This window comes from Caldimonas manganoxidans ATCC BAA-369, assembly GCF_000381125.1.
Lineage (GTDB): Bacteria > Pseudomonadota > Gammaproteobacteria > Burkholderiales > Burkholderiaceae_C > Caldimonas > Caldimonas manganoxidans.
The window spans coordinates 35,599-53,803 of sequence record NZ_KB905942.1 but is presented as its reverse complement, the minus strand read 5'-3'; the positions used below and the strand labels follow the sequence as shown (position 1 = coordinate 53,803).

Annotated in this window: 6 protein-coding genes; 5 read left to right on the top strand and 1 reads right to left on the bottom strand. The window is 64.0% G+C overall.

Annotated features, from left to right (window positions below; genetic code table 11):
- Positions 1-19: 19 nt before the first annotated feature.
- From asnB to F615_RS0109320, 3 genes are read left to right on the top strand one after another with little or no spacing between them, the layout of a single operon-like run.
- The gene (asnB, locus tag F615_RS0109330) at positions 20-1,669 is read left to right on the top strand and encodes an asparagine synthase (glutamine-hydrolyzing) (protein ID WP_026330186.1); all 1,650 of its coding nucleotides are present in this window, start codon (positions 20-22) and stop codon (positions 1,667-1,669) included.
- A complete protein-coding gene (locus F615_RS0109325; RefSeq protein WP_211211797.1) occupies positions 1,662-2,924 on the top strand; it encodes a glycosyltransferase family 4 protein in 1,263 nt (420 codons plus the stop codon). Before asnB ends, F615_RS0109325 begins: the two co-directional genes overlap by 8 nt.
- A gap of 8 nt (positions 2,925-2,932) precedes the next feature.
- Positions 2,933-4,207 (top strand): glycosyltransferase family 4 protein, encoded by a 1,275-nt coding sequence (locus F615_RS0109320; protein ID WP_019560914.1) that lies wholly within the window; start codon positions 2,933-2,935, stop codon positions 4,205-4,207.
- Positions 4,208-4,269: 62 nt separating this feature from the next.
- Here F615_RS0109320 and F615_RS20285 read toward each other — a convergent pair whose 3' ends face one another.
- The gene (locus tag F615_RS20285) at positions 4,270-6,240 is read right to left on the bottom strand and encodes a PKD domain-containing protein (RefSeq protein ID WP_156824590.1); all 1,971 of its coding nucleotides are present in this window, start codon (positions 6,238-6,240) and stop codon (positions 4,270-4,272) included.
- A 601-nt stretch (positions 6,241-6,841) separates the two neighbouring features.
- On the opposite strand from F615_RS20285, the gene F615_RS0109310 reads away from it, so the two are divergent.
- Both F615_RS0109310 and F615_RS18105 read left to right on the top strand, forming a co-directional pair.
- Positions 6,842-11,530 carry a MupA/Atu3671 family FMN-dependent luciferase-like monooxygenase gene (locus F615_RS0109310; protein ID WP_019560912.1) on the top strand — a complete coding sequence of 1,563 codons (4,689 nt, stop codon included), beginning with the start codon at positions 6,842-6,844 and terminating at the stop codon, positions 11,528-11,530.
- Between the two features lie 36 nt (positions 11,531-11,566).
- On the top strand, positions 11,567-18,145 hold the full coding sequence (locus F615_RS18105) for a type I polyketide synthase (RefSeq protein WP_019560911.1): 6,579 nt from the start codon (positions 11,567-11,569) through the stop codon (positions 18,143-18,145).
- Positions 18,146-18,205: the final 60 nt, after the last annotated feature.

Below are 18,205 nucleotides of genomic sequence, written 5' to 3'. Positions count from 1 at the left end.
TTTCATCCCTTGACGAATCATGTGCGGCATTGCTGGCATCATTGGGTACATCGACGAGAATCACCGCGCCGCGTTACGGCGAATGTCCGATGCCATGAGGCATCGAGGCCCCGATGCCGATGGGTTCTGGGAAGCCGAGCCGGATGAGCGAGGCTGGGGGCCGATGATGGCCCATCGACGTTTGGCCATTCTCGACCTCTCGCCCAACGGCGTGCAGCCCATGATCGACCCGATGTCCGGCGATGTGGTGGTGCTCAACGGAGAGATTTACAACTACCTCGAGTTGCGCGCCCGGTTGCCCCATGGTGGATCTGAGCTGGGCTCCAGCGGGGATACGGCCGTCATGCTCCGTGCGCTGAGTCTGCAAGGTACTGCGGGCATCCCTGCGCTGCGGGGCATGTTTGCTTTTGCATACTGGTGCCGGCGGGAGCGTCGACTCATCCTGGCATGCGATCCGCTGGGGATCAAGCCGCTGTACATCATGCGCAACCCTGATCCGGCGGGTCAGTGGTCGGTGGCCTTTGCTTCCGAAGTGCGTGCGTTGCTGGCCAGTGGCCTGATGGCCCAACCTCGCTTGGATCTGGCTAGCGTGGCCTGTGTCGTCTGGAATGGCTTTACCGTGGCCCCCCGGACCATCGTTTCAGGCATCGAAACCCTCTGGCCCGGTGAGCTGCAAGTGCTCGACGCACGGGGCGCGCTGGTCGAGCGCCGCCCATACTGGCGCTTGCCCTCAGAGGATGGCGTCCCCGCCTCTGAAGCGGAACTGGCAGCGTCGCTGAAGGACTGCGTGCGCCTGCACTTGGCCAGCGATGTTCCCCTGGGCATTTTCCTCTCCGGGGGCGTGGATTCCTCGGTGGTGGCGAATCTGGCACAACGGTCCTCGCAGACCCCGGTGCACACGTTCACACTGGCGTTCGAGGAAGCAGAGCACAACGAGGGAAATCATGCCCGACGCGTCGCTCAGGCCATCGGCACCCAGTACCATGAACTTTTGTTGACGGAATCTCTGTTCACTTCCCGTTTGGAGGATGCACTGTCCAGCCTCGATCAACCGAGCTTCGATGGGCTGAACTCATATTTCATGTCGCATGCGGTGGCCCATGCGGGATTCAAGGTCGCTTTGGTTGGCAGCGGTGGCGACGAGCTTTTTGGCGGCTACGCGAGTTTTCGGGACCTGCCCGTTCTGGCGCATTGGGCCCGCCGGACGCGGTGGATCCCAGTCTCGCTCAAGCATGCGCTGGCCCGGGCCATGGCCGCGATGCTTCAGCCTTCTTGCGGTGGGTTTCCCCCCCAGACCCGTTGGGCCAAGCTACCGGACATGGTGGCTCGTGGAGCCGATCTGCTGGGTCTGTATCAAATGGCGTATGCCTTATGTCGCAAAGCGCTGCTCAGGCGTGTCGGCCTCACAGGCCTGACTGCGGCGTTGTTCGAGCGTCCCAAGTCGGGATTCGAACTGCCCTATGACCACTGGTTGCGCAGCCGCTTGGGCCAACGCATCGACGACACACTGAATGACCCCGATCTGGTGCGACCGGCCGGCCCGGACCCCGACAACGTCGCCCGGCTGTGGCGTGCCTTCAAACAGGGGGCGCCCGGCCTGTATTGGTCACGCATCTGGGCACTCTATGTCCTGGTGCATTGGTGTCATCGCCATCGTGTTTATGTCTGAATCTCGTTCTGCGTCTGGGGGACAGGCGCTGCGCGTGGCCTACCTGATCAACCAGTATCCCAAGGTCAGTCACAGTTTCATTCGCCGCGAGATCCTCGCCTTGGAGCGTCAGGGCGTGATCATCGAACGGTTTGCGTTGAGAGGCTGGGACGAGCCGCTCGTCGACCCACAGGACGTCAGCGAGCGGTCCAAGACGCGCTATGTGCTTCATGCGGGTGTGGTGGCCCTCGTGCTGGCAAGCTTGCGCATGGCTGTGGCGGCCCCCAGACGCTTCATGCGGGCTTGGTGGCTGGCCACACGCATGAGCCGCAGATCCGACCGCCCCTTGCCCGTGCACTGGATCTATCTGGCCGAGGCTTGCCTGCTGGCGCGCTGGCTGCAGGCGGCCCGCGTGTCCCATGTGCACGCCCATTTCGGCACCAATCCGGCCGAGGTGGCCATGCTGGCGGGGGTGCTCACCGGCTTGCCCTACAGCTTCACGGCGCATGGGTCTGGTGAGACCGACAAACCCCAGTTCATCGGCTTGCCCGAGAAAATTCGCCGGGCGGCCTTCGTGGTGGCCGTCAGTTCCTATGGGCGTGCTCAGCTGTATCGATGGTGCGATGCGTCTTTGTGGTCCAAGATCCATGTCATTCACTGCGGACTGGACCGAAGCTTTCATGAGGGTGTGACCATCCAGCCGGTCGATGCGGCTCGGCTGGTTTGCGTCGGTCGCTTGAGCCCGGAGAAAGGGCAGCTCCTGTTGCTGCATGCGTTGCGGCGACTCAAGGACGAAGGCGTTGGGTGCGAACTGGTGCTGGCCGGCGATGGTGAGCTCAGGCCCGCGATCGAACGCTTGGCCCAGGAACTGGATATCGCCGACCAAGTCCGTGTGACGGGGTGGATCCGCAGCGACCAGGTCAGAGAAGAAATCCTGCGTTCGCGCGCGCTGGTGCTGCCCAGCTTCTGCGAAGGCCTGCCGGTGGTTCTGATGGAGGCCATGTCCCTGGGCCGGCCGGTGGTGGCGACCTTTGTGGCGGGAATTCCGGAGTTGGTGCTTGAAGGGCAGTGCGGCTGGTTGGCCCCGGCCGGTGATGTGGAACGTCTTGCAGATGCGTTGAGGGCCTGCCTGAAGGCCGATGGTCTCCAGCTTCTCGACATGGGGCGGGCGGCCCATCGACGCGCCTTGGAGCGGCATGATATCGACACCCAAGCCAGCAGGTTGGTCAGGCTGCTGGCGGCCCATGGGCGAGTTCACTCTCGGAGCTCGGCATGAGAGTTCTTTTGATCGCGGAGCAGGCCAATCCCGAGTGGGTCAGCGTCCCCTTGGTCGGCTGGTCCCTGGCCACGGCCATTGCCAAAGAGGTCGATGCACACATCGTCACGCAGGTTCGCAACCGAGATGCATTTCTGCGGCAGGGGTTGAGGGAAGGCATCGATTTCACCGCCATCGATTCCGAACGGGTCGAGCGCCCGATGTACGCCCTGGCTGGCGTGCTCAGAGGCGGCAGCACCCTGGGCTGGACCACGAAGACGGCCTTGAGCAGCATGGTGTACCCGTACTTTGAAAGCCTCGTGTGGAAGCGATATCGCGATGCCATCCACCGAGGGGAGTTCGACGTGGTGCATCGGTTGACCCCTCTGACGCCAACGGCGCCCAGCCCCTTGCATCGCAAGTGTTTGAAGGCCGGTGTTCCATTCATCCTGGGGCCACTGAACGGAGGCTTGCCTTGGCCCCCCGGATATGGTGATGTGCGCCGCAAGGAAAAGGAATGGCTGTCCTACGTCCGGTCGGCCTACAAGTTTTGGCCAGGCGTTCGTTCGACGGTCTCGCGCGCTGCTGCCGTGATCGCCGGCTCGAGGCACACGCAGACAGAGCTGTCTCGGCTAGGCCGTCGCGATGATGTGTTCTACATGCCGGAAAATGGCATCAGCGAGCAGTTTCTCGCTGCGCGGCCGGCGCAGCCAGAAGGCGGCGCGCTGAATGTTTGCTTCGTCGGCCGCCTGGTCCCCTACAAAGGTCCGGACCTTTTGTTGGAAGCCTTGCTGCCCTTCTTGAAAGCGGGGCAGGTCCGTGCCGACATCGTTGGTGATGGCCCGATGATGGCCGAGCTCAAATCTTTCGTGGGCCAGCACGGGCTCTCGGAGTGTGTCACGTTGCACGGGTGGCAGTCACACGAAGCCGTCAGAGGCGTTCTGAGCCGATCCCATGTGCTCGGGTTTCCCAGTATCCGAGAGTTTGGCGGCGGCGTGGTGCTGGAAGCGATGGCTCTTGGCGTCGTCCCGGTGGTGGTGGACTATGGTGGGCCGGGCGAGCTGGTGGATGCAGATACCGGATACCGCATCCCCTTGGGCTCGCGTGCGTCGGTCATCCAATCGGTCCGGATGGCCATCGAGGAGCTGCTGAACGACGCTCAGCGCAGACGGCAGCTTTCCGCGCGGGCTTTGGCGCGAGTGCTCGAGCGCTATACATGGAATCGCAAGGCTCAGCAGATTCGATCCATTTACGAACAAGTTGTGGTCAGGTGGGGCAAGGTCAAGAGATCAGGGGTCCGCTGATGTGTAAAAAAAGGGCGCTGTTGCGCCCTTTTGAAAACAATCGGTGTTGTTTTTGACCAGCATTACTGTAGGAAGTAGGGACCGTGCCACTCGGCAGGCATCGTCACCGGCGGAGTTCCGATGCTGAGATTGGGACGCCCCCCATCAGCCCGAACATTGCCTCGCGCAGTGACCCGGCGACCCACCAAATACATCTCCGTATTGGTGTAAGGCCCACGGATAAAGGTGTTGCGCTCGACGATCAGGTCTTCGATGCCTTCATCCGTGCCAGGATCCCGGTTCTGTGGGCCCGCAGCAGCCGTCCAGGAACCATTGTCTGCCGGGTCGCCCAAAATGTTGTCGGCAATGATCACCTGGCTGGTGGCCCAGCGGTTGCTCACGTGCCAGAGGTCGTTGTAGGTCCCTAGGCCGCGAGAGTGGATCTTCAGCGCATGTCGAATGGACGGGCCGCTGCCGCTGTAGGCCTGCCCACGCAAAGCGTTGTGTGAGATCACGCTTTTGTGAAGCGAAAAGAAGCGACTGGTATGCTCCTCGGCACGGCTGGCGTCATTGCCGAGCACGGCGAATCTCGACCCTTGACCGGAGATGTTCAAGAACGGTCTTTGAGTGTTGTTCACTTGCCCCAGGATGTTGTTCTCTACGATGAAGATTTCACGCGGGTAGTAGAAGGGAATCGACGGGTTGCGTTCGCCGTAAAAATCGAGTGCACCACCAATATCGATACGATTGTTTCCACCAGGGGTGACCAAATCGTTCCGATAGAACAGATAGCGGGATCCCGAGTCGCTGTGATAGATGCCTTCATTTGTGATACTGAGGTCCATCACGGTGACATCATCCGCAAAACCCGTACCCAAGCGACCTGCGTTGATGAAGACGCTGGGAACTCGCGGCTTGGCGCCGGAGCCGTAGGCGCCGATCATCACTTGATCATCCTGACGGTTGATGTTGATGGCGGGGAAGCTTTCTCCTCGCCGCAACAAGACACGCTTGCCAGCATAACTGGAGGGGAGTCCAGTGGCTCTTGCCGCGTCAGCTGGGCACCCGGTGTAGTCGGCCATTGTGGACACGCAAATGGTGTTCTGGCCAGGGAAGACGTCGGACGGATTCTGCACAGTGATCGTCATCGTGGCGTCTGAGTACGCGCCACTAGGCGTGCGAGCACGTACCCGCACCGTGTAAGTTCCTGGCAGGTCATAAACGTGGGCTGCCAAAGGTCCGCCAGACTCGGTGTTTTTGGGGCGACCCGAATGTGACCAGGTCAATCCTCTGTCATCGCCGAAATCGAACTCGTAGGTGAGGCCGTGAAAAGCGTCGATGCCGGACGGGGCCGAGGTGCTGGTGGCATCAAATATCACAGCCAAAGGCGCGGGTCCGATCGTACGGGTCGCCTGCAAGCGAGCGATGGGGGCTGCGCCTGTCGAAGGTGCCGGTGCGGGTGCCGGTGCGGGTGCGGGTGCGGGTGCGGGTGCGGGTGCGGGTGCGGGTGCGGGTGCGGGTGCGGGTGCGGGTGCGGGTGCCGGCGCCGCTGCAGGTGCAGGTGCAGGTGCAGGTGCAGGTGCAGGTGCAGGTGCCACTGCGGCCGCGGTGGTCCCCACCTCGCAGGTCTTCAGAACGTTGCGCACAGGGTCACCGAACACGTCATTGCTGCAGGCCACCCCGTTGGTGAACGTGCCGTAGGCGTAAACCCCATTGGCGCCATAGCGCACTTGGGCCGTGCCAGAGAACGAGCAGAACTGGTATTCGTTGGCACAGAACGTCCAGCCGGTGGGGGACGGTGCTGGCGCCGGGCTGGGGGCAGGGCTTGGCGAGATGACCGAGGGTTTACTGCCTTGGACCCAGCGGGTGCCATTCCAATACCAGCGCTTGCCTTGCGCATCGACATATTCGTCCTGCCCATTGACGGGCGTGAAGGACGGAGCCTCGTCCATTGCGCCGCCTGCGCCACCACCACAGGCGGACAGCAGGACGCAGGCGGCCATGACCTCGGCAAGCATCGAAAGACGTAGTGAAGAATTGACTGCGAGTTGCATGGTAATCACGTTTTCTGACAAGACCAGACGACACCCTCCCGCGCAGCGGCGGTAAGCACTGAAGGTGGAGGGGGATGGATGGACGGCAGAGCGACCGCTCGGGTCTCGAGCGTGTGGGCGCTGCTGCAACCCGGTGTTGTCAGACGGAGTCTGTGCGCTGGGCACCAGGGAGCACGGAAGCTTGCGAAGATGCTAAAGCCCCTGGGCAACCCACCCGTAAGGGGGGATCAAAGAAAGAAACAAAACGTTTCTCCAAGGGGCGTGCGCCGGGTGTGACTTTCCCCTCAAATCAGGGGGGGGTCTGGGGCCAGCTGAAGGCGATCCTTCTCGCCTTGTGAGGACGATTTGATTACAACTAGAAACAACTTTGCGGTTGCCCGGCATGCGCAGTCAGGAATGCGTGGCGGCGGCGGCTGGGCGTGTCGCAAGATCTGGGGGATGCGTATCGGCGCGGTGGGCGGGTGGCGGATGGATCTGGCTTTCGCACCCATCTAGGGGGATGTTGGCCTCTCATCGCTCGAAGAGAATTCCTTCGTCAACGTGGAGCCTGCGACCCAACGCGGCTCATGTTTTGCCTTCGTGGGCTCTCTGGAACATCTCCATGCACAACCCGATGCGCGCAGCCTTCATCGGCGACGAATCGCTTCTCATCCAATGCGCCCAGATCCTACAGCAGGCGGGGCATGTCATCGTGGCTGTCGTCAGTCGGCGTCCAGCCATCCGGCATTGGGCCAGCCAGCAAGGGGTTCGGGTCTTGCAAGAGGCTGGGCAATTGTGCGAGTCGCCTGAGCTTCAGCCGCTCGACTATCTCTTTAGCGTCAGCAATCTCTCGGTCCTGCCTTCGGAGGTGATCTCGGTCGCCAGAGTGGCGGCCATCAACTTCCACGATGGCCCGTTGCCCGAGTACGCAGGCTTGAACACCCCGGTGTGGGCCTTGTTCAACGGCGAGCGTGAATATGGCATCACCTGGCACTTGATGACCGACAAGGTCGATCAGGGGGCGATCCTCGTGCAGCGGCGCTTTGCGATCGATGAGAACGAGACGGCCGTGAGTCTGAACACCAAGTGTTTCGAGGCAGGGATTGCGGGTTTCGAGGAGTTGTTGCCTCAACTGACTTCGGCCCACTTGTCGGCCTTGCCGCAGACAGCCCCACCGCAGCGCTATTTCCGCCGCAAGGACCGTCCGGCGGCCGCTTGTGCCTTGATGTTCGATCAAGAGGCCGAACGCCTCTGCACGTTCGTGCGAGCGCTCGATTTCGGCAGCTATGCCAATCCGGTGGGGTTGCCCAAGTTCGTTCATGGCGGCCGGCTGGTCTGCGTGGGCGAGGCGCGCATTTTGGAAACACGATCTGGCCTGCCCGCTGGCACGGTGTTGCGGCTGGACGATCAAAGCCTCGCGGTGGCGACGGCATCTTTCGATGTGGAGCTGCGGCGACTGAGCGATGCTTTGGGTCGGCCACTGACCCCGCAGTCTCTGGCGCAAGACGCCGCGCTGGTGCCGGGGGTGCGTTTGCAGGCGCCTGCCGGTGCGCTGGCACAGCGCCTGAGCGAGCTGGATGCCTTGGCCAGTGTGCACGAGGGTTTCTGGCGGGACCGCCTGGAAACCCGTGACCCGGTGGAATTGCCGTATGTGGATCGCAGCCGCCCGCATGCCAAGCCGGTCTATGTGCACCGGGATGCCGAGTTGCCAGGGGGCGACGTGGCCTTTGTCATTGCCGCGGTGGTGGCGCATCTGGCTCGTCTGGCCGATCGCGACGGCTTCGACCTCGGCTATGCCGATGCCCAGGCCGGACAGCGCGCCCAGGATCTCGGTCTCTGGTTTGCCCCGCAGGTGCCTTTGCGTGCCGTCGTGGACTTTGCACAGTCTTTTTCGCGGTGGTGCGAAACGCTGTGCGCCGAGCTGGGCGAATTGCGTCGTCGCGGCAGCTACCCGGTGGATTTGGTGGCTCGCAGCGTGGAGCTGCGCGCGCAGGCGGCTGCCGCCGGCGACCCCGGTGTCTTTCCAGTGGCCATCGAGGTGGTGGCAAACCTTGCCGACACGCGCGCCTTGCCCGGCAGCGAGTGCACGCTGGGCATCTCCGAGGATGGCCGGCGGATCCGCTGGGTGTTCGATGCGAGCAAGTTGACCCATCAACAGGTGGGCGAGCTGCACGAGCAGTTGCTCACCCTGCTGACCCATGCGCAAGCGCATCCGCAGTGCCCAGTGGGTGAATTGCCCTTGCTCAGTGATGCGGTGCGCGATCGCGTGCTTCGCGAATGGAACGACACTGCCTGGCCGGTGCGCGCCGATGCTTGCATCCATCACTTGATGGCCGAACAGGCGGCTCGCACCCCCGATGCGGTGGCCGTGGTCTGCGAAGACCAGTGCCTGACCTATGCAGAACTCGATCGCCGCTCGAACCAACTGGCTCGGCGCCTGGCTCGGCTGGGCGTGCGGCCGGACGCGCTGGTGGGGCTGTTCGTCGAGCGTTCGGTGGAAATGATGGTGGGTCTGTTGGCGGTGCACAAGGCCGGGGGAGCTTATGTGCCGCTGGATCCTGCCTATCCTGCCGATCGCATTGCCTACATGATCGAGGACGCCAAGGTTCCGGTGCTGTTGACCCAGGAGCGTCTGCGCGATGAGCTTCCCCCTCATCATGCCGCCGTGCTCTGCCTGGACAGCGACTGGTCGTCCATCGCCACGGAATCCGACGAGACCTTCGACGGTGGGGCGCAGCCGCACCACTTGGCGTATGTGATCTATACCTCCGGTTCGACGGGGCGCCCCAAGGGCGTGATGGTCGAGCACCGCAACGTGGTGAATTTCTTTGCGGGCATGGACCGCCATCTCGGTGAGGATGAACCGGGCACCTGGCTGGCCGTCACCAGCCTGAGTTTCGACATCTCGGTGTTGGAGCTGTGCTGGACGCTCACGCGCGGCTTCAAGGTGGTGATTGCCTCCGACGAAGACCGCAGCGCGGCCTCGCCTGCCCGCGGGCCACATGCCGACCGTCCGGTGGACTTCAGCCTGTTCTACTTCTCGAGCGATGAATCCGAAGGCGGTGGTGACAAGTACCGGCTCTTGCTGGAGGGGGCCAAGTACGCCGACCAGCACGGGTTTGCGGCCGTATGGACGCCGGAGCGGCATTTCCATGCGTTTGGCGGCTTGTATCCCAACCCCTCGGTGACCAGCGCAGCGATTGCGGCGATCACGCAAAGGGTGAAGATCCGTTCGGGCAGCGTGGTGCTGCCGTTGCACCATCCGGCTCGCATCGCCGAGGAATGGGCGGTGGTGGACAACCTGTCCAAGGGGCGCGTCGGGATTTCCTTTGCATCGGGTTGGCAGCCCAATGACTTCGTGCTCAAGCCAGAGAACTTTGCCCACAACAAGCAAGTGATGCTCGAAGGCATCGACATCGTGCGCAGGCTGTGGCGTGGCGAGACCGTGAGTTTTTCCGGTGCGACGGGCCAGCCGGTGGAAGTGCGCACGCTGCCGCGCCCGGTCCAAGCCGAGTTGCCGTTCTGGGTGACGTCGGCGGGCAACCCGGAGACCTTCGTTGCAGCCGGGCGTCTCGGCGCCAATGTCTTGACCCATCTGCTCGGTCAATCGGTGGAAGAGCTGGCCGACAAGTTGGCTGCCTACAGGAAAGCCTGGAAGGAAGCCGGCCATCCTGGCGAAGGTCATGTCACCCTGATGTTGCACACTTTCGTGGGCCCCGACGAAGACAGGGTGCGTGAGACGGTGCGCCAGCCGCTGATCGAATATCTGCGCAGCTCACTCAACCTGGTGAAGCAATATGCGTGGTCGTTCCCGGCGTTCAAACGTCGCCAAGGCATGGACGAGGCCAGCGCCAACATCGATTTGCAAAGCCTCAGCCATGATGAGATGACCGCGCTGCTGGAACATTCGTTCAACCGCTACTATGAAACCAGCGGTTTGTTCGGCACGCCGCAGGGCTGTTTGGCGATGGTCGATCGCATCAAGGGCATTGGTGTGGACGAGATCGCCTGCCTGATCGATTTCGGGGTCGATACCGAGACCGTGCTGTCGCATCTGGAGTATCTGAACCAGTTGCGCAAACTGTCGGCCCCACGGCGTATCGTCACGGGTGATTATTCGCTGGCGGCTCAGATGGAGCGCCACTCGGTCACGCATCTGCAATGCACGCCTTCGATGGCTCGCATGTTGACGCATGACGACAAGGCCGTCGCAGGTCTGAGGCGGCTGCGTCGCATGATGGTCGGTGGCGAGGCGTTGCCTCCGTCCTTGGCCCGTGATCTCAAAGCCTTGGTGCCTGGCGTGTTGATGAACATGTACGGTCCGACCGAGACGACGATCTGGTCGGCCGTGCAGCCGGTGCACGCGGTCGATGGCATCGTGCCACTGGGCCGACCGCTGGCCAACCAGGAAATCTACATCCTCGATCGCCGGCAGCAGCCCGTGCCAGTGGGGGTGCCGGGCGAGCTGGTGATCGGCGGCCAGGGCGTGGTGCGGGGCTATTTGCATCGTCCCGAGTTGACCGCCGAGCGTTTTTTGCCGCACCCGTTCCGTGGTGCGGCCGGCGGGCGTGTCTATCGCACGGGGGACTTGGCGCGCCAGCGCCCGGATGGCACGGTCGAATTCCTGGGGCGATTGGACCACCAGGTCAAGGTGCGGGGCTATCGCATCGAGCTGGGCGAGATCGAGGCCCGGCTGCTGAGCCACTCGGCAGTGCGCGAGGCGGTCGTGGTGGCACGTGAAGACAGCCCGGGTGATGTGCGATTGGTGGCTTACTGCGCCCCCCATGCGGGCCAGACGCCGCCCGTGGCCGCCCTGCGAGAGCATCTGCGCGCCGGCCTGCCCGAGTACATGGTGCCATCGCATTTCGTTTGGCTGCCGGCCCTCCCGCAAACGCCCAATGGAAAGATCGATCGCAAGGCCTTGCCTGCCCCCGACCACGGACCGGCGGCAGCACCGGCGGCCGATTTCGTGGCGCCGGCCAGCGGTTTGCAAGAGGCCATCGCCGCGATTTGGAGAGACGTGCTCAAGCTGCCGCAGGTTGGGACGCGCGACAACTTCTTCGACCTCGGGGGGCATTCCCTGTTGGCCGTCCAGGCGCATCGCCGCCTGCGAGAGGCCCTGGGGCGAGAGCTGTCGATCACCGACATCTTCCGCTTCCCGACGATCGAGAGCCTGAGCGCTTACTTGGGCCGGGAAGGAGACGATGGCGCAGCCGCACAGCAAGGCCGAGATCGTGCTCAGGGGCGTCGGGCGGCCCTGCAGCGTCGTTTGGGCCAGCGTGCGGCGCTCACCACGGACCAGGGCACCTGAGCCCCTGGATCGATTGCTTGTCCATGGAATGATCGTATGAACGACACGTCTGCCCACGGCCTGGACACCGATATCGCCGTCGTCGGCATGGCGGGGCGATTCGCTGGAGCTCGTGACTTGGACGAGTACTGGCGCAATCTGCGCGATGGCGTGGAGTCTTTGACCCGCTTCACCGAGGAGGAATTGCTGGCTGCAGGCGTCAAGCCCGCGCAGTTGCGCGACCCGAACTACGTGCCGGTGGGCGCCGTGTTGCCCGACATGGAGATGTTCGACGCCGCGTTTTTTGGCTTCAGCCCGCGCGAGGCCGCCATCATGGATCCGCAGCATCGGCATTTCCTCGAATGCGCGTGGGAAGCGCTGGAGAACGCCGGCCACATGCCCTCGCAGTTCAAAGGCTCGATCGGTGTGTTTGGCGGCTCCGGCCATAACGCCTACATGCCCTACAACCTGCTGACGAATCCGCAGCTGGTCTCGTCGGTGGGCTTCTTTCTGATCCGTCACACCGGCAACGACAAGGACTTTCTGACCACCCGGGTGTCGTACCTGCTCAACCTCAAGGGCCCGAGCGTCAACGTGCAGACGGCCTGCTCGACGTCGCTGGTGGCCATCCACCTGGCGGTGCAGAGTCTGCTCAACGGGGAATGCGACATGGCCCTGGCCGGCGGCGTGACCATCGAGCTGCCGCATCGCCAGGGCTATGTCTACCAGGAAGGCGAAATCCTGTCGCCCGATGGCCATTGCCATGCCTTCGATGCGGACTCCAAAGGCACGGTGTTTGGCAGTGGCGTGGGCGTGGTGGTGTTGCGTCGGTTGGCCGATGCCCTGGCCGATGGGGACTACATCCATGCGGTGATCAAAGGGTCGGCCATCAACAACGATGGCTCGATGAAAGTGGGCTACATGGCCCCCAGCGTCGATGGGCAGGCCCAGGCGATCTCCGAGGCGCTGGCGATCGCCAATGTCTCGCCGGAGACCATCACCTACGTGGAGGCGCATGGTACGGGCACGCCGGTGGGCGATCCGATCGAAGTCGCCGCGCTGACGCAGGCCTACCGTCAAGGCACCGACAAGGTCGGCTATTGCGGGATCGGCTCGGTCAAGACCAACATCGGGCACACCGACACGGCTGCCGGCGTGGCCAGTTTCATCAAGGTGGCTTTGGCGATGCAGCATCGACAATTGCCACCGTCTCTGAACTTTTCCAAGCCCAACCCGGCCTGCGAGTTCGAGCGCAGTCCTTTCTATGTCAATGCCCAGCTGAAGGACTGGACCCCGCCGCCGGGCGTGCCGCGCCGTGCAGGCGTGAGCTCTTTGGGGGTGGGGGGCACCAATGCCCATCTCATCATGGAAGAGGCGCCGCCGCGCCCACCGTCAGGGCCCTCGCGCCAGCACCAGCTGTTGCTGCTGTCGGCCAAGTCTCAGGCCTCCCTGGATGCGAACACGGCGGCGCTGGCCGCCCATCTGCGGGCACACCCGCAGATCAATCTGGCCGACGTGGCCTACACCTTGCAGGTGGGGCGCGAGCCCATGACGCTGCGGCGCTTCGTCGTCGCGCGCGATGTGGCCGATGCAGCTCAGGCCCTCGAGGCGATGGATCCGCAGCGCGTGATCAGCATGCCAGGCGCTTGCGGCACTCACCGTGTGGCTTTCATGTTCGCTGGCGGCGGCGCGCAGTACCCGGGCATGGGGGCCGATCTTTACCGCACCGAACCGGTCTATCGACAAGCCGTCGACGAATGCCTGGCCCTGTTGGCTCGGCGTGGCCGCGCCGAGTACAAGGAATTGCTCTTTCCCCCTGCCGGGCAAGAGCAGGAAGCCGCGCGTCGAATCGAGCGGCCGTCGCTGGCTCTACCGCTGTTGCTGACCACCCAATACGCGCTGGCGAAGTTGTGGATGTCCTGGGGTTTGATGCCCACGGCGATGATCGGCCACAGCATGGGCGAATACACGGCGGCCCATTTGGCCGGGGTGTTCAGCCTCGAAGATGCGCTGACCTTGGTTGAATTGCGGGGCCGCCTGTTCGAGACGCTTCCCGAAGGTGGCATGCTCAGCGTGCCGTTGCCCGAGGCCGAGGTGCAGGCACGCATCGGTCCACAGCTGTCGATCGCCGCGGTCAATGGCCCCTCACTGACCGTGGTGTCGGGGCCGGTGCATGCCATCGAGGCCTTGCAGCAAGCGCTACAGGCAGAGGATATCGAGGCGGCCCGAGTGCGCATCAACGTGGCTGCGCACTCTTCCATGCTCGAACCCATTCTGGAGGAATTCGGCGCGTTCTTCCGGCGGGTCACGATGAAGCCCCCGACCTTGCCCTTCGTCTCCAACCTCTCGGGCACCTGGATCACCCCGGCCGAAGCGACCGATCCGATGTACTGGGTGCGGCATCTACGCCATACCGTCCGTTTTGCCGATGGGTTGCAAGAACTGCTCAAGGACGACAACCTCATCCTGCTGGAGGTTGGCCCTGGCCGTACCTTGTCATCGCTGGCCCGCCAGCACAGTGCGCGCAAGCCTCGGCAGGTGGTCTTGAATTCCCTGCGTCACCCGGACGAGACCGTCGATGACCAGGCCTATGTGTTGGGCGTGCTGGGGCGGCTGTGGGCGGCGGGTGCGCCCATCGACTGGGCGCGCTTCCGCCAGGGAGAGCGCCGGCTGCGTCTGCCACTGCCCACGTATCGATTCGACCGGCAACGCCATTGGATCGAGCCAGGACTGTCCTTGCAGGCGGCCCCAACGCTGGAGGAACGTCTGGTGCGTCGTACCGACATGGCCGACTGGTTTTACGAACCCGTGTGGAAGCGTGTGCCGCGGCCTGCGCCAGAGCCGATGGACGGTCCCGTGTTGGTGTTTGAAGACGAGGCCGGTCTGGGCGAGGAGTTGGCCCGCCAGTTGCGCGCGGCCGGTCATGTCGTCACGTGTGTGCGTGCGGGCAAGGCTTATGCGCAACGGGGCGACGGACGGTTCACCATCGTGCCGGACGCTGCCGGCGATTACGACCGGCTCTTTGCTGCCTTGCGTGCGAGTGCCGCCTTGCCCAATCGGATCTTCCACCTGTGGTCGGTGACCGGTGAACGCCGGCTCGACGGCAGTCTCAAGACGGCGGAGGAATTGCTCCGTTTGGGCTTTTACAGCTTGCTGCAACTTGCGCAGGCCATTGGGCGAGAGGACTTGAGCGAGCCAATGCGGCTTGCGGTGGTCACCGACAAGTTGCAGCGTATCGGGGCCGAATCCGGCCTGATGCCGGTCAAGGCCACGGCAGCAGCGGTCTGTCGGGTGATTTCCCAAGAGTTCCGCCACATTCGCTGCTGCACGGTGGATGTGCTGCTGCCTCCCAAAGGCTCGCCACGCATCGCAAGCCTGGCGGCCGATGTCGCTGCGGAGTTGGCGGCGGTGCCATCCGACGAGGTGGTGGCCTTGCGCGTGGGCGAGCGCTGGCTGCAAGACTTTGCGCCGGTGCGGCTGGAGCGAGCCCGCTCGTCTCAGGCCTGCTTGCGGGAGCGTGGGGTCTATTTGATCACGGGCGGGCTCGGGGGTGTCGGCTTGGCCTTGGCCAAGCACTTGGCGCGCTCGGTGCAAGCGCGGCTCGTGCTCGTGGGCCGCACAGGCCTGCCGCCACGCGACGATTGGTCTGACTGGATTCGCGTGAAAGGGTCGCACGAAGCCACCAGCCGGCGGATCCGGGATGTGATGGCGCTGGAATCCGCCGGTGCGGAAGTGATGGTGGTCCAGGCCGATGTGACCGATCTCGCGCAGATGCGCCAGGCCGTCAAGCAGGCGGTGGCGCGCTTCGGCGTTGTGCACGGTGTGCTGCACACCGCGGGGGTGCTGGATGATGGGGTCATCCAATTGAAGGATCCCCAGGCCGCCGCCGCGGTACTGGCGCCCAAAGTGCAGGGCACGCTCACGCTGGATGCAGTGCTGGGCGACATGCCGCTGGACTTTCTGGTGTTGTTTTCCTCGATCAGTTCGTTTGCTGGTCTGGCCGGGCAGTTCGACTATGCCGCGGCCAATGCCTTCCTCGATGCTTTTGCCCAAGATCGCATGACCCGCGAGGGGTGCCACACCGTGGCCATCAACTGGAGCCAGTGGCAGGAAGTGGGCATGGCGGCCGAACTGGCGCGCCAGCTGGGCCTGGGTGCGGCCGACGAGGCCTCGGACGACGGGGTGCCGGTGGATCATCCACTGCTGGAGCGCTGCTTGCTGGACACGGAAGAAGAGCGTGTGTACAGCCCCCGCTTTTCCGTCGATCGGCATTGGCTGCTCGACGAACACCGCCTCCGCGGGGGGCATGCGCTCATCCCCGGCACGGGATACCTGGAGATCGTGCGGGCCGCAGCGACTCGGCGAGCCCAACCCCGCGCGCTGGAATTGCGCGATGTCACGTTCCAGTCCCCTTTCGTGGTGCGCGAGGGTGAGCAGCGTGAACTGCGCGTGCACCTGCGGTCGCTGCCGGGCGGTCAGTACGACTTCGCGTTGCGCAGCGCCACCGCCGGCGCTGCTGAAGGTGAATGGACCGACCACGTGCGAGGCGAAGTGGGCTATGTGGACGCCATGCCGCCGGTGACACCCGCACCTGCGGCGATTGCCGGGCGCTGCACCATGCGCGTGCAGAATTTCCGCGGCGATGAACAAGCGCTGCACTTGCAGTTCGGGCCGCGCTGGAGCAACTTGCGCCGCATCGAGTTTGGCCACGGCGAGGCCTTGGCAACCCTGGAGCTGCCGCCGACTTTCAGCGACGACTTGCTGCAGTTCGAGTTGCACCCGGCCATGATGGACATGGCCACGGCCGGTGCGCAGTCCTTGATTCCTGGCTTTGACGAGGCGCGCGACTTCTTCGTGCCCGCCTCGTATGGCTGCCTGCAGATTTTTGCCCCGCTGACGGCCAAGGTGTACAGCCACATCCGTTTACGCCCTCCGGCGCAGACCCCGCCGCAGTTTGCGGTCTATGACGTCACGATCATGGACGAAAGCGGCCGAGTGCTGGTGGACATTCGCGAGTTCACGATGGTGCGTGTGCGCGACAAAGCCTTGCTCGACGCGCCGGCCGATGCGGGCACCGTGGCCGCGCAGCGGCCCCGCGCGACGGCCAACAAGGTCTTGGAGATGGGCTTGTCCGAAGGACTGCGCAGCGTCGAGGGCGCCGAGGTGTTCGAGCGTGTCCTGGCGCATGGCCGCCTGGCCCAGGTGGCCGTGTCTCCGCAGGATCTGCACGCCACCCTGGAGAAGCTGCGCATGCCGGCAACGCCCCCGGCGTCGGTCGCGGCGCAGGCTGCAGCGGAAAACGCGCGCCCCAACTGGAAAGCGCCTCGAACCGACACCGAGCGTCTCATCGCGCAAATGTGGGCAGACATGCTGGGTGTGGCCCAGGTCAGTGCCAGCGACAACTTTTTCGATTTGGGCGGCCATTCGCTGCTGGCCGTGCAGGTCATCAACAAGCTCAAGCGCAAGACGGGCAAGGCGTTGCCACTGACGGCGCTGCTCGAGGCTCCGACGGTGGAGACATTGGCCGCTTTGATCGAGCCCCCGCCAGCCGATCCCGTCGCAGGCGGCGCGGCGCAAGGCGGCAGTGTCGCGTCGGCGGAGCGCACGGTCGGTGTGGATGCGCCGACCTTGCCCAAGACGGTGGTACGCATTCGCGCCGGCGGCGAGCGATTGCCGATCTTCTTCGTCCATGATGGCAAGGGAGAAACGCTGCTGTACCGCAGCTTGGCTCTCAAGCTCGATCAAGGCCATGCCGTTTACGGCTTGCAGCCCGAAATGCATCATGATGGCCGATACGTCCACACCCGCATCGTCGATATGGCCGCGGCGCATGTGCGGGCGATGCGCAGCGTGCAGCCCGAAGGGCCGTATCTGCTGACGGGGCTGTGTGCGGGCGGTGTGATTGCTTTCGAGATGGCGCGCCAGCTCGAAGACGCGGGACAGAAAGCCATCTTCGTCGGCATCATGGATGCCGCGGACGTGCAAGCCGAGGAGCGCCCCTTCCGACAAACTCAGAAACGGATTCACCGTTTCTTGGGCACGCTCAATGATCCGAGTGCCGGCTCGACCTTGCAGCGCATCGGCAGAGCCGTGCCGAAAATGCTGGCCAAGACCCGCAACCTCGCGCTGTACGAAGTGCAGTCCCGCCTGGAGCGCTTCCAGACGGCACGCAAAGTGAAAGCCATGCGGGATCAGGCCCAGCGCAGTGAGGTGGGCTCCTCGCCATCCGACGAGGAACATGGGCTGGACTTCCTGAAGATGTACGAAGTCGCTCACAGGGAGCATCGACCCCAAGGTCTGTTCAGAAGCGGGGACGTGGTGGTGTTCCGAGGCACTCAGGGCGATGGAAGCGAGGCCGATGAGCCGTACCAGAACATCTACAGCGACGACCAACTGGGCTGGGGGGCGCGTGTGGACGGCACCGTGAAAGTGATCGATGTGCCGGGGGGCCACACGAGCATGCTGCAGGAGCCGCATGTGGGCGTGTTGGCCCAGCACATGCAGCAATGCATCGATGAGGCCGTGTCGCGTCATGGGGGCTCGCATGAGCGTGTGCCACCTCGAAGCGATGGATCGGCCGCGGCCAGCCCGGCCTTCGTGCGGTCCGAGCAGCGCCAGCCGGCAGAGGTGGAATGATGGGTGTGTCGCCCGTACCGGCCCCCCACGTACAGTCGGACGATCGGTGTCCTGCCGGGG

Bases quoted from the DNA above. Each gene is read 5' to 3' on its own strand.
- F615_RS18105 (WP_019560911.1), top strand. From the start codon at position 11,567: ATGAACGACACGTCTGCCCACGGCCTGGACACCGATATCGCCGTCGTC.
- asnB (WP_026330186.1), top strand. From the start codon at position 20: ATGTGCGGCATTGCTGGCATCATTGGGTACATCGACGAGAATCACCGC.
- F615_RS20285 (WP_156824590.1), bottom strand. From the start codon at position 6,240: ATGCAACTCGCAGTCAATTCTTCACTACGTCTTTCGATGCTTGCCGAG.
- F615_RS0109310 (WP_019560912.1), top strand. From the start codon at position 6,842: ATGCACAACCCGATGCGCGCAGCCTTCATCGGCGACGAATCGCTTCTC.
- F615_RS0109325 (WP_211211797.1), top strand. From the start codon at position 1,662: ATGTCTGAATCTCGTTCTGCGTCTGGGGGACAGGCGCTGCGCGTGGCC.